Origin of the sequence: Streptomyces sp. NPDC059816, from assembly GCF_042732055.1 — a bacterium.
GTDB lineage: Bacteria > Actinomycetota > Actinomycetes > Streptomycetales > Streptomycetaceae > Streptomyces.
The window spans coordinates 93,443-106,689 of sequence record NZ_JBHWIQ010000010.1; the positions used below are offsets into that span (position 1 = coordinate 93,443).

Genomic DNA, 13,247 nt, shown 5'->3' on the forward strand with positions numbered 1-13,247 from the left:
GGACCTCCGACGCCCCGGGTGTGCGCTGCCCGCCCGTGTCCGCCCGCCCGAGGTGGCGGGGTCCGGTCCCGCGCCGCACCATCGGAGGGACGCCCGGGGTGAACGCCGACCCGAGGAGGGCCCATGGCGCTGAAGGCCGACCCCGACGTCCTGCGCGAGCTGGTGGACCGCTACGACCGGCTCCGGAGCCTCGACGCCCTCATGGACTTCACGGCCCGCCCCGGGATCGAGGGCACCGTCTACACGCTCTGCGTCCTGACCGGTGTCCGCGACGAGACGAAGGCCCTGGCCACCGCTCGCCGTCTGCTCACCCACCCGGACCCGTCCCGCTCCGCACGTGCCCCCCGCGGCCCCGGCCCGCGCTAGGGCCTGTCTGATAATTGATCTTGTGGTTGGTCGTGGTGAGTTGACGGATGCGGCGTGGGACCGGATGGCGCCGTTGTTGCCGGGTGTGGACGGGCGGGGGCGTCCGTGGCGGGATCACCGGCAGGTGATCAACGGAGTGCTGTGGCGGTTGCGGACAGGGGCTCCGTGGCGTGACCTGCCCGAACGTCATGGGCCTTGGCAGACGGTCTATGAGCGGTTCGCCCGTTGGGAGACGGACGGGACCTGGGCTCGCTTGCTTGAACAGGTCCAGGTCCGCGACGACTCCGTCGTGGCTGTGGAGTGGACCGTTTCGGTTGACTCCACAGTCAGCCGGGCTCATCAGCACGCTGCCGGTGCCCTCAAAAGGGGGCGGCCGACGGGACCGGCAACCGTGCCCTGGCCGCGGCACGCGCACCCGTCCAACGTTGCGTTGCCCGCCTGAAGTCCTGGCGGATCTTCCGCAGGTCCCGATGCAGCCCTAACCGTCAATCGCCAAGGCGGTCCTCACGCCGGAGCTGCAACGCTGAAGAAGCTCAGTGCAGCGGAAACACTCGTGACGGCATCCGATCGGCGAGATCAGTCCGGCAGCGAATCCCACCTGTCCTGAATCGCCTCCCCTACGTTTCTATAGAACCTCAATCAAATCCCCTGAATAAATCCCAACAATCCACAAATATCGCGATCAATCCAACGCCTGACGTGTATGCCCCGATCAACTTGACGCCATTCTCCATCCACAACGCCGGGACCGGAGCATGCGACCTGAAATCATCTTCCTCAACCACCGATCCGCCTGACTAAGCTACGAACATCGGCGCAATTAGCGCGGGTGGGAATTTCCACCTGAATGGGAAGGGCACGGAACTCTATGGGTTTACCGATCGATGCGACTTCAAAAAGGCGGGGAAGGCGTAGTCGACTTGCTGCCGTCACCGCTTTGACGGTGATCGTCGAACTCTGCCTCGTCGGCGCTGGCGAAGCCGCAGTTCTCGATCCAGAGCCTGGTCGGGCCGCGCTCAAGAAGCCGACCGGGTCCTCCCCTCCCACAGCGGGCATGGGACCCCGAACTGGCGCGAAGAAGGCGCCTCGGCATCCCGAGGGCTCGAAAGCATGGGCCGTCAGGGAGGCGAAGAAGACCGGGAAGAAGGTGGCGATCCAGGACGAGACGACGGCGACCTCCTACACCGTCGCCAATCCAGACGGCACCCTCACCACAGAACTGACCCCCGGGCCCGAACGGGTGTGGCGGGCCGGAAAATGGCGCAAGGTCGATGCCACCTTAACCCAGTCCAGCGACGGTACCATCAAGGCCAAAGAACACTCGCACGGTCTCCGACTTGCAGGAAATGGCGGCTCGATACCCCGGTCGCTGGCCGACGCCCGGGACGCCGCGCCCCGCGATCTCGTCACACTGGGCACCGGTGACCAGGCAGTGACACTGCAGTGGAAAGGCGGCCTCCCCAAGCCGGAGTTGAACGGCACTTCGGCCCGCTACCGGGATGCCATTCCTGGCGCAGACGTCATTGTTGAAGCGACCCGGACCGGCTTCGAGCAGTACGTGGAAATCAGCAAGAAGCCTTCCGGCGCCTACTCCTACACCTTGCCGGTCAAGGCCAAGGGACTGAAGGCCAAGGCGAACAGGGACGGTTCGGTGACATTCACCGACGCCGAGACCGGCGAGCGGCGAGCAGCGATGCCCGCTCCGGTCATGTGGGACGCCTCCGTGGACAGACGGTCCGGCGAGCACACCCACCGGGCCCGCGTCGGCATGAAGGTCGTGGAAAGGGGCACCGACCGGATCGACTTGGTCGTCACGCCCAGCGCGGACTTCCTCTCCGACCCCAAGACCCAGTACCCGGTCACGGTCGACCCCTCGACATCTGGCCTCGCATCGACCTTCGACACCTACGTCCAGCGCGGCGAGACGGTTGACTGGTCGGCTGACACCGAACTCGACTTCGGTAACCCTGGCACCACCAACGCGGACGGTACAACCCGTGTCGCCCGCTCCTTCATCCACTGGAACACGACGCCCCTCCAGGACGCGTTGATCATCGACACGAACCTGGCACTGTGGAACTTCCACTCGGGCAACACAGACTGCAGCAACCAGCAGTGGACGGTCTGGGACACCACCCAGGCATCCACCACCAGCAGGTGGACCAGTCAGCCTACGTGGAATCAGCAATACCACGCTTCGGCCCAGACTCGGGGCAACTCCGGCTGCGCCGCGACCCAGCCCGCCGGTTGGATCAACGCCGACATCGACGCCCTTGTCCAGACCTGGGCATCGGCGAGGACGACCCGCGGCTACCTGGGACTGCGTGCTGCCGAAGACCACGCTCGCGGCTGGAAGCGCGTCAACTCTGGCAACGCGACCACGAACCAGCCGAAGTTGACGGTGACGCACAACTACCGGCCCTCCGACGGAACGGCACAACAGGCAGGCCCGCCGTTCCGAACCCACCAGAATGTCTGGGGCGTGAACACCCTCACTCCGACACTGCGGGACAAGTTCACGGACGCGAACGGTGACAAGGTCAACGGCACCTTCCAGGTCTATGACGCGGAAACCAACACGCCCATCACCACGCCGGCCGGAGACGGCGCGATCGTCTCCGGCTTCGTCACTCCCGGCGAGTGGGCAACCGTCCAGGTTCCAGCAGGACAGCTCGTGGACGGCAAGATGTACAAGTTTCGGACCAACGCCTACGACGGCACCCACTACAACCTGGGCTGGTCTCCTTGGCGGACGTTCGGGGTGGAAACGGCAGCAGCCGGTGTTCCCACCTCCCTTCAACCCGGCAACACCTACACGATCAATGACCCCGCTCTGATCGCCAACCCCGCCCATGTCGAGCAGGTGCTCACCAGGGACGGCAATCTAGAAGCACTGGGCATCAAACCGCGCACAGGCCCAGCCGCTGGCCAGCCCGCATCCGGCCCTGTACCGACACCGTCAGTCGGTCCGAAGGCGGTCTGGGAGCGTACCTACACCGTTCCCAGCCACCGGTTCAACCGGGGGCGCAAGCCCGAGAACAACGGCCAGCACCCGTACGAATACATCGCGAGTACAAGCGAATGCCGCAACGCGGACGACGCGGACAACGCATCGGGGTGGATAAAGAACCGGTTCTCCTACTGCCAGGAAAGTATGACGGTCATGCCAGCGATCAGGTGCGGCTGGTGGCCCCCCGGCTGCTACCTACAAGGCACGTTCATCTCCACCAACACCCTGATCGGCCGTGGAAAGATCGGAGGCATGGACGGAAGCACTTTCACTCGATTCGCCGAATTCGACTTCAATGTCGATGTCGCCCTATCGACCGGGGACTTCAACAAGGCCGGCACCACGCTGGAAGCACGTCTAGAATGCAAGGGCGACTGGGCCATCGGGGTGCCCGGAAACCCAACAGCACATGACGCCTGCCAGGCCGGCCTCCACGTGGGTCGTACGGACTCCCCCAACCAGTGGAAACAAAACGGCGACACCAAATTTGACCTGTGGTCGCTTGCACCCAAGCTACCCGATGTCACCCATGGCGATCAGATCGCCACAGGCCAGTTCAAGCCCGTTCTCAAGTTCACCATCCCCGGCTACTCACAAGTCATACCCGCGAACGGCGAGCAGGGGGAAATACGATTCGACAGCGCTGCCTACAATCAACGGGCGCAAGCCGGTTCCGTTTTCCCCGATGCCACACCCGCCCTCCGCTACGACCGAAGTGACAAGTCCGTTCCCACTGCTCCCAACGAGCCGTACCACGGAGTGGCAGCTGTGGCGGAGCACATAGGGGATGCCCTTGGTAATCCGGGCAGCACGTTTCCCACGAAGAGCAACAAGAAGATTCCTGGTGGGAGTGCCCTGGACCCGATGCACCGACTAGTGCCCGGGTCCAGCGCGAACGCAAAGACGCGTTACGACCAAAATCGCTCCACCGTCACCTCCACCTGCAACGACCCCGCCACCCCAGGTATCCCCGGAGGGCAGCGCGACTGCGATGAGTTCCCCTTCGCCTCAAGCTACCAAGGAGCCGCACGCCATCTGTACGAAGGCGCTCCGTACCTCAACGACTTCTCCGTCCGCTACATAGACCCCACCGAGAATCAGGAAGCCGGAGGACGCCTCGGGGCGTGGTACGACAATGACCGCATCCTGAGCTACGACCCGTTCATCATCAAGATCGGCAACTGACCGACAACTGCCGTCTGGATCATGCCAGGGGGAGGGGGCGGCCCATGGGAACCGCCCCCTCCGTCACCCCGTTTCCCCACTAGCAGCGATACGCCAGATCTGGACAAGGCAATACTGATCCGCACCGTTCAGTTCCTCCTCTCTCTCAGGAACTGTGAGAAGAGGTTCCCTGGGGCCTTCCAGCGGAGAGGTGAATGGGCCCCTCCCAGGATTAAAGACCCAATGCCATCGCATTCCGTATAATCCAGCCGAAGGAAGAATGAGAGGGACACCCCTCTGGCCTCCATCGATAGTGCGCCATGCAAGCTCCCCGCTGGGAAGTTCAACCTCCACGTCTGCCTCCCCGGACCACTTGGCACTGTTCCGAGGTGGTGCAGTCGACCAACTCTCCAACCGTACGGACGCCTGGATAACCTGTGGCGGCACCTGAAGATAAACCATACCCGGAGCAAAGAGGAGCCAGTTGGAGCGATCCGTATTCGGCAAATAAGCGTCCACACTCGCGTCCACCAGGCCAAAAATTCGATAACTCGGCGAAACTTCGACCTCGCAGGAATCAAGCATTCTCTTCAAGGGAACCTCACACGTCGACGACTGAGTCACCAGCAGCATAGTTCGCCTGCGTGCGCGCACGGGCAAGAAAGCGAGAACCATACTCGGCTTCGATCCGCCGCGTGACGGTCGGGGGTTCCGGAGGAATAAGGCCGGAGAAGTGTCCGCGGACCTGGGGTGACGGGAGTTACCCGTTTCGATCATCCCGAGACGGCGAAAAACCCCGATATCGGCCGAAGTGACCCCGCTGCTGCCCGCCGAAGCGCTGGTCGGGGCACATGGTGCGGGGGCATCGACGGATATCCTCGACTGAGCTTCTTCAGCGTTGCAGCTCCAGCGTGAGGACCTGCACGTTCACCCCAGGGCGCCGGTGTTTGCGGGAGTAGTCGGCCCGGCTGTCGCCGACCCGGTCGCACTCGGCGAGAGTCCCGGCGAGTAGGACGAAATCGGGATCATGCTCGCGCAGAGTCTTGAGCAGGCCCGGTGCACGAGCGGCAAGCAGGCCGACGACCGCGCTGGGCTAGGCGTGGGCGGTGGACTCGCTGATTCCGAACCCGGCGGCAATCTTCGCCAGAGTGATGTCTTCGCGCAAGTACACCAGTGCCGCCATCGCGCGCTGAGACGGCCGGAGCTTGCAGCGTCGGTCGCCCTCACGGGTGACGATCAGCATGGTGACCCACTCCACCAGTGCATGTCGAGGACCACAGTGACGGACGGCGGCGGCACGGTGAGCGGCATGGCGGTGGGGTGGTCAGCCAAGGCGGCTGAAAGCCCAGCGCAGCAGCTCCTGGTCCACGCGGGGGCGGCCGGTGCGTGCCAGGGCGGTGCGGGTGTGGGCGGTCAGCTGGGCCTAGAAGGCTGATGAAGATGTTGGGTTTTGGCCTCGTCGCGTCAGCGGCGGGGCCAAACTCGTTGTTGTGGTGCAAGGGGAGTGGGTCGGGGAGACGGTCGGACCGGATGTGTGGGAGACCTGCCGGGAGTTGATCCCGGCCGGGAGTGTGTTCGCGTTCCTGGCCGAGCACCGTGGCCGGTTGTTCCCCGCGGCGATGTTCGCGGACATGTATCCGTCGGCGAACGGGTGGCCGTCCATGCCCCCGCAAATCCTGGCCGCGGCGATCACCGTGCAGGCCCTACGGCCTGTCGGACTTTGAGACGGTCCAGGAACTGCGGTGTGACCTGCGATGGAAGGCCGCCTGCGGGCTCGGACTGCACGACATGGCGTTCGACCCGTCGCTGCTGGCCTACTTCCGGCGCCGGCTGGCCCGCTCCGCCCGCCCGAACCGGGTCTTCGAGGCGGTCCGCGAGGTCGTGAAGGTCACCAGTGTCCTCAAAGGCAAGCACCGGCGGGCGCTGGACTCCACCGTTTTAGACGACGCGGTCGCCATCCAGGACACCGTCACCCAGATCATCGCCGTCATCCGAGCCGTGATCCGTGAGGTCCCCGGCGGCGCCGAAGCGGCCGGGGTGCGGTGCTCCGCCCACGACTACACCGACCCGGGTAGACCCCGCATCGCCTGGAACGACGAACAGGCCCGCGCCCCGCTCGTGGACGCCCTGGTCACGGACGCACTCAGGTTGCTGGGGCATCTACCCGAACAGGAACTCGGCGAGAAGGCCGCCAACGCGGTGGGCATCCTGGCCCTGGTCGCGGGCCAGGACGTCGAACCGGACGAGGACTCCGACGGCCGCGACGGACGCTGGCGCATCACCCAAGGGACCGCCCCCGACCGGATGATCTCCACCGTCGACCCCGCCTCCCGGCACATCCACAAGACCCGCTCCCACCAGCAAGACGGATACAAGGCCCACCTCGCCATCGAGCCGGAGACCGGGATACTCACCGCCGTCGGCCTCGACCTCCTCGCCAGCGAGGACGAGCCGGTGGAGGCCTTCGGCGACACCGCCTACTCCACCGGCGACGCCCGCCAGGCCCTCGAATGCCGGACACCGGCTGTTCCTCAAGCCCGCCCCGCTACGGCCCGCCGTCCCCGACGGTTTCACCCTCGACGACTTCACCATCGACACCACCGCCAACGCGGTGACCTGCCCCCAAGGACACACCGTCACCCTGTCCGATCCCCGCGGCCGACACCACCAGCGCCGAGCCGTGTTCAAAGACCTATGCACCCGATGCCCACTGCGTGAGCAGTGCACCAAGGCCAAGGCCGGACGCGTCCTGACCATCCGCCCACACCACGACCTCCAAGCCACGGCCCGCCGCCAAGCCACCACCGACCCCGCCTGGCAGGCCGACCACCGCCGATGGCGACCACCCGTCGAACGCGCCGTCGCCTGGCTCGTCCACCACGGCAACCGCCGACTCCGCTACCGAGGCACCACCAAGAACGACACCTGGCTCCACACCCGAGCACCCGCCCTCAACCTCCACCGACCGATCAACCTCGGACTCACCCACACAGACGGCACCTGGCTCCTCGCCCCGGCCAACACATAACCCAGAGAAGCCGACCGGCCTGAAGCCGAACAGCCCCTCAACAAGACCTTCATCAGCCTTCTAGGAAGCCCGGCCCCCCGAGCCGCCGCCACCCTCCACGGGCCCACGGCCGAGCCCGCCGGTTCCGGGCTCGATGCCCGGGGCAGGCGCCGGAGCCGATAGGTTCGACTCGGCGATGTACGAGATTGTGAGAGACGAGAGGGGGTAGCGGGTGAGTGTGACACCGACGAACTCCCTGCAATACCGCGTGGACGGGCCGGACGACGCACCAACCCTGGTGATCGGCCCCTCCCTCGGTACGACATGGCACATGTGGGATCGCCAGGTGCCGGAGCTCTCCGGTCAACTGCGGGTGCTCCGCTTCGACCTGCCCGGACACGGAGGCGCGCCCGCCCGCCCCGCCGGCTCGGTGGGTGAGTTGTCCGACCGGCTGCTCGCCCTCCTCGACGAACTGGGTGTCCAGCGCTTCGGGTTCGCCGGCTGTGCGTTCGCCGGCGCGGTCGGCCTCGACCTCGCGCTGCGCCACCCGCACCGGGTGGCCTCGCTGGCGCTGATCGCCTCGTCCCCGCGGTTCGGCACCCCCGACGAGTTCCGCCAGCGCGGTGTCGTCGTCCGGACGAACGGCCTGGACCCGATCGCGCGTTCCTCGCCCGACCGCTGGTTCACCCCCGGATTCGCGGCGGCGCAGCCCGCGATCACCGAGTGGGCCGTGCAGATGGTCCGCACCACCGACCCCGGCTGCTACATCGCCGCGTGCGAGGCGCTGGCCACGTTCGACGTGCGGGCGGCCCTCAGCCGGATAGGGGTGCCCACCCTGGTCCTCGTGGGCTCCGAGGACAAGGTCACCGGCCCCGCCGAGGCCCGGACCCTGGTCGCCGGGATCCCGGACGCCCGACTCGCCGTCGTCCCCGGCGCCTCGCACCTCGCACCGGTCGAGCAGCCCGCGGCGGTCACCGACCTGTTGGTGCGGCACTTCGCCACCCCCTGGGGCGCCGCCACCGACGCGACCGGTCAGCACCGCGTCGTCAGCCAGGCCGCGCCCCCGCTCACGGTCCCGCCGCCCGCCGCCGCACCGGTCGCCGCCATAGCTCCCGCTGCGGAACAGTCCGGTGGCCACCGGCTCGGCGACCGCTACGACGTGGGCCTGAAGGTGCGTCGGGAAGTGCTCGGCGACGCCCATGTGGACCGGACGCTCGCCGCCGCCGACGAGTTCTCCGAGGACTTCCAGCGCTTCGTGACCCGGTACGCATGGGGCGACGTCTGGGACCGCCCGGGCCTCGACCGCAGGATGCGCAGCACGGTCGCGTTGACGGCCCTGGTGGCGGGGGGCCACCCCGACGAACTCGGCACCCACATCCGGGCCGCCCTGCGCAACGGACTCACCCCCCGGGAGATCAAGGAGGTCCTCCTCCAGACCGCCGTCTACTGCGGGGTGCCCGCCGCCAACCGGGCCTTCAGGGTGGCGCAGGGGGTCATCCGGGAGGAGACCACGCCCCAGGAGTGAGCGGGCGCAGCGGCCACGGTGCCCGGGGCTGGGCCAGGATGATCCCCATGAAGCTCACCAAGCAGACGCATTCCTGCGTTCGGCTCGACAAGGACGGCCAGCGCCTCGTCATCGACCCGGGCGGGTTCACCGAGGCGGACGCGGCGGTCGGTGCCACGGCGATCCTGGTCACGCACGAACACCCCGACCACTTCAGCGAGGAGCACCTCCGGGCCGCCCTGGACGCCGACCCGGCCACCACCGTGTGGACGCTGCGGTCGGTCGCCGACCAGCTCACCGGGGCCTATCCGGGGCGGATCCGCACGGTCGGGCACGGTGACGCCTTCACGGCCGCCGGCTTCGACGTCCAGGTGCACGGGGAGTGGCACGCGGTGATCCACCCGGACATCCCGCGGGTCACCAACATCGGGTTCCTGGTCGACGGTGCGCTGTTCCACCCGGGGGACGCACTGACGGTGCCCGACCGGCCGGTGGACACGCTGATGCTTCCGGTGCACGCCCCCTGGAACAAGATCTCCGAGGTCATCGACTACGTCCGGGAGGTCGGTCCGCGCCGCGCGTACGACATCCACGACGCCCTGCTCACCGAGCTGGCCCGCCCCATCTACGACCGTCAGATCGGCGCGCTCGGGGGCGCCGAACACCTGCGGCTGGCGCCCGGCGGCACGGTGGAGCTGTAGCGCGCGGCGACGGGGCGGCCGGTCGGTGTGAGCGGCCGGTCGGGGAAGCGGCGCTGTCACACCCGCCCGGTAGGTTGGGGGTCATGCGCATCGCCACCTGGAACGTGAACTCGATCACCGCACGGACCCCCCGCCTGCTGGCCTGGCTGGAGAGCACGGGGACGGACGTGCTGTGCCTCCAGGAGGCCAAGACCACCGAGGAGCAGTTCCCGACGGCCCCGCTGCGCGAGCTGGGCTACGAGGCGGCGGTCCACGCCACCGGCCGCTGGAACGGCGTCGCGGTGATCTCCCGGGTGGGCCTGACGGACGTGGTCAAGGGCCTCCCCGGCGATCCGGGGTACGAGGGCGTCCAGGAGCCCCGCGCCGTCGCGGCGACCTGCGGCCCGGTCCGCGTCTGGTCGGTGTACGTGCCCAACGGCCGTGAGGTCGACCACGCCCACTACGCCTACAAGATCCAGTGGTTCGAGGCGCTGAAGGCGGCCGTCGCGGGGGACGCCGCGGGCAGCCGCCCGTTCGCCGTCCTCGGTGACTACAACGTCGCCCCGGCCGATGAGGACGTCTGGGACATCGGCGCCTTCGAGGGGGCCACCCATGTGACCCCCGCCGAGCGCGCCGCCCTCGCCGCGCTGCGCGGGACGGGCCTGTCCGACGTGGTCCCGCGCCCCCTGAAGTACGACCACCCGTACACGTACTGGGACTACCGCCAGCTCTCGTTCCCGAAGAACAAGGGCATGCGCATCGACCTGGTGTACGGGAACGAGCCCTTCGCGAAGGCCGTCTCCGACGCCTACGTCGACCGTGAGGAGCGCAAGGGCAAGGGCGCGTCCGACCACGCCCCCGTCGTCGTGGACCTCGACCTCTGACGGCGACCTGACCGCGGCCCGAGCGCTGCTCCGGCAGCGGTCCGGGCTCAGGGGCTCAGCGTCCTCAGGTCCACGGAGTCCGCCATCGCGACCAGCCCCGGATCGTTGGGGTGCAGATGGTCCCCGCTGTCGTACGCGGGGAGCAGGCGCTCCGGGTGCTCGGGGTCCCGCAGCACCCGGTCGAGGTCGAGCAGCGCGTCGAAGCGTCCCGGGTCGGCGCGCAGCGCCGCGTTGGCGGCCCGGCGCCGGGTGTCGACGGCGGGGGTGCAACGGTCCTCGCCGCCGCACGGCGCCATCGTCGACACGACCGTCCGCAACCCCCGCTCCCGGGCCCGCGCGGCGATCTCCCACAGCCCGGCGACGACCTCGTCCGCCGTGGCTCCCCACCGCAGGTCGTTGACCCCCTGGAAGACGAGCACGGTGCGCGCCGAGGTCTGGGCGAAGGCGTCCCGGTCCAGTCGGTTGAGGACACTCACCCCCGAGGAGTCGCGTGACTCCCCGTCCCCCGGATAGCGGTCGGAGACCACACGGTTGGCGGAGATCGCCTGGTTGAGCACGCCGTACCGGGGGACCGCGCGCTGGCGCTGCAACCGCGCGGAGAGCAGGTCCGTCCAGCGGCGGTGGGTGTCCCGGGTCCGTCGGGAGCCGTCGGTGACCGAGTCCCCGATCACGACCACCGACCCGGGGCCGCCGCTCACGTCGACCCCGGTCAGCAGCGGCCAGAACGTGATCGTCTTCGGGTACGCGGTCCCTCCTGCCTCACGGGTGCGGTCACCGGGTTCGCTGACGTAGGAGGTCTGTGCGGCCTCCCGGTGCAGGGGTGCCGCGCGGACCGTGCCGGGCAGGTGGAAGCTGACCAGCAGCTCGGTCTGCGGCCGGACGTCGAGCTCCACGGGGTCGCTGAAGACCTGCGCCCCGGCCGGCACTTCGACCCCGCCGCGCCCGCCGAAGGTCACCGGCACCGGCCGCCCCCGCGCCGCTGCACCGGTCGCCCGCGGGGCCACGCTCGCCGCTCCGATCCGGACCGGTGCCCGGGCGAAGGTGTTGTCGAACCGCAGGCGGAGCCGGGGCCCGCCCGCCGTGGTCCGCGTCACCAGCCGCAGGGTGCGGTCGGTCCAGGGGCCCACCGGGGCGTAGGTGCCGGTGGCGGCCGACCAACTGCCGGTCCAGCCGCCCGCGGTGGGTCGCACCCCGAGGGCGAACACATGCAGATCGGGTCCGGACGGATCGTCGCGCGGCAGTGTCACCGAGGCGAGTTCGTGGCCGCTGCGGAGCGGAACGCTGACGGCGTACAGCCGGGACCGCTCCTCGACCCGCCCGGCCGGCTTGTTCACGTGGGGGAGTGCCAGGGCCTTCGCCGCGAGGGGCCCGCGCCGCCAGTCGGGTGCGCCCAGCCGGAAGGGGGCGCTCACCCCGTCCCGGTAGTGCACGGTGCCGGTGCCCGTCGCGGTGCCCCGGGTGCCGGCGACCAGCAGGACCAGCGCCTCGCCCGCCCCGTCGACCAGCACCGACTGCCCGTTGGCCCGTACGTTGTCGAAGCCCTCCGCGGTGGGGCGCGGCCAGGTCAGCGGGGCGCCCGCCAGGGTCAGGGTCCGTCCCGGGGTCCACCCCGCGGCTGCCAGGTCGCCGGCGGACAGGGAGGAGCCGGAGCCGTCGAAGTCGGCGTACTGGCGGCGTGCGTCGTGGCTGACGCCCCGGTTGTCGAGCAGTCGCCCGAGGGGGAGCGGTGCCCCGGCGGCGCGGGTGCCCGGTGTGCCGCCCGCCGAGGCCGCGGCCCCCGGTCCCGGTACGGTGCCCACCACGGCGGGCGTCATCGCCGACGCGACGGCGAAGAACACGGTCGCCGTGCGCATCGGCCACCGTCTGGCGGTGCCGGGGTGGGTGGACCACACGAGGGGGCGGGCTCCTTGACTCTCGACGGCGTCGGGAAGCCGCAGGTGAACGCCGCACCCGGGCCCGCCACGGTCCCGTTGACGCTAGGCAGCCCGCTCCGATGCGTCAACTTGCGACGCGCCGTCACCCGGTGAACACGTGATGACACGGTCGTGCGCGCCTGTGGTGCGATAGACGGAACGAATGTCAGGCTGTGGGTATGAAAATTCACTTCCTGGACAAATGGCGCACCCGGCGGCCCGATCGGTCGACCGCCGTGCTCGCGTCCGCGTTCGAGAGTGACCCCGAAGGGGTGGGGGAGCTGTTCGGGGAATGCGATCTGCTGCGCTCCCAGGCGGACGCCGCGGGCCTCGAACTCGACGACACGGTGGCGTCGTTGAGCGGCCTCGACCAGCTCCTGCCGCGCTGGCGGGACGATCCCGAGCTGCTGCCCTGGCTCGGCAACGACGCCGGCCTCTACCTCGGCACGGTCGTCGTCCGGACGGTGTCGGGTGCCTCCTGGCGACTGCGGTCGGACGGGGTGCCGCTGGTGCGGCTGGCGTCGGGTCGGGAGATCCCCGTGGTGCAGGCGGGGTTGGACTGGGCGGCGAACGGTGCGCCCGGCCTGTCCCAGGTGTACGCGGAGGCGGCGGAGGATTGACGGAACGGGCCCGATCGTCAGCCGGGTCGCTTGGCTTCAAATACGGTTAATGCCCATACGTGCGTGTCGTCTGTTAAGTCCCGTATTGCCGTGGATAGT

At 68.7% G+C, this 13,247-nt stretch carries 7 protein-coding genes and 4 pseudogenes; 9 read left to right on the forward strand and 2 right to left on the reverse strand.

Annotation, left to right across the window (positions count from 1 at the left end):
• The first annotated feature begins 123 nt into the window (after nucleotides 1–123).
• The 4 genes and pseudogenes from ACFV88_RS15500 (at nucleotide 124) to ACFV88_RS15515 (ending at nucleotide 4,561) form a co-directional block, all read left to right on the forward strand.
• Nucleotides 124–366, forward strand: a complete 243-nt coding sequence (locus ACFV88_RS15500; protein WP_385490845.1) for a DUF5133 domain-containing protein — start codon at nucleotides 124–126, stop codon at nucleotides 364–366.
• A 22-nt stretch (nucleotides 367–388) separates the two neighbouring features.
• Nucleotides 389–748, forward strand: a pseudogene (locus ACFV88_RS15505) (IS5 family transposase); the annotation flags it as partial.
• Nucleotides 748–893, forward strand: a pseudogene (locus tag ACFV88_RS15510) (IS5/IS1182 family transposase); the annotation flags it as partial. The pseudogenes ACFV88_RS15505 and ACFV88_RS15510, both read left to right, overlap by 1 nt.
• Before the next feature lie 416 nt (nucleotides 894–1,309).
• Nucleotides 1,310–4,561, forward strand: a complete 3,252-nt coding sequence (locus tag ACFV88_RS15515; RefSeq protein ID WP_385490848.1) for a DNRLRE domain-containing protein — start codon at nucleotides 1,310–1,312, stop codon at nucleotides 4,559–4,561.
• 889 nt (nucleotides 4,562–5,450) lie between these two features.
• On the opposite strand, the pseudogene ACFV88_RS15520 reads toward ACFV88_RS15515, so the two are convergent.
• Nucleotides 5,451–5,783 (reverse strand): annotated as a pseudogene (locus ACFV88_RS15520) (transposase family protein); the annotation flags it as partial.
• Nucleotides 5,784–6,033: 250 nt separating this feature from the next.
• Here ACFV88_RS15520 and ACFV88_RS15525 point away from each other — a divergent pair.
• From ACFV88_RS15525 to ACFV88_RS15540, 4 genes and pseudogenes are all read left to right on the forward strand, one after another.
• Nucleotides 6,034–7,568 (forward strand): annotated as a pseudogene (locus tag ACFV88_RS15525) (IS1182 family transposase).
• Between the two features lie 211 nt (nucleotides 7,569–7,779).
• On the forward strand, nucleotides 7,780–9,072 hold the full coding sequence (gene pcaC, locus ACFV88_RS15530) for a 4-carboxymuconolactone decarboxylase (protein ID WP_385490849.1): 1,293 nt from the start codon (nucleotides 7,780–7,782) through the stop codon (nucleotides 9,070–9,072).
• 47 nt (nucleotides 9,073–9,119) lie between these two features.
• A complete protein-coding gene (locus ACFV88_RS15535) occupies nucleotides 9,120–9,752 on the forward strand; it encodes an MBL fold metallo-hydrolase (RefSeq protein WP_385490852.1) in 633 nt (210 codons plus the stop codon).
• A gap of 83 nt (nucleotides 9,753–9,835) precedes the next feature.
• Complete coding sequence (locus tag ACFV88_RS15540) at nucleotides 9,836–10,615, forward strand: exodeoxyribonuclease III (RefSeq protein WP_385490855.1); 780 nt, start codon at nucleotides 9,836–9,838, stop codon at nucleotides 10,613–10,615.
• A 47-nt stretch (nucleotides 10,616–10,662) separates the two neighbouring features.
• On the opposite strand, the gene ACFV88_RS15545 is transcribed toward ACFV88_RS15540, so the two are convergent.
• A complete protein-coding gene (locus ACFV88_RS15545) occupies nucleotides 10,663–12,468 on the reverse strand; it encodes a GDSL-type esterase/lipase family protein (protein WP_385490858.1) in 1,806 nt (601 codons plus the stop codon).
• 239 nt (nucleotides 12,469–12,707) lie between these two features.
• Between ACFV88_RS15545 and ACFV88_RS15550 the strand changes: the two genes are divergently transcribed.
• Nucleotides 12,708–13,148: a DUF6278 family protein gene (locus ACFV88_RS15550; RefSeq protein ID WP_385490860.1), complete on the forward strand. Its 441-nt coding sequence runs from the start codon at nucleotides 12,708–12,710 to the stop codon at nucleotides 13,146–13,148.
• The last annotated feature ends 99 nt before the right edge of the window (nucleotides 13,149–13,247 follow it).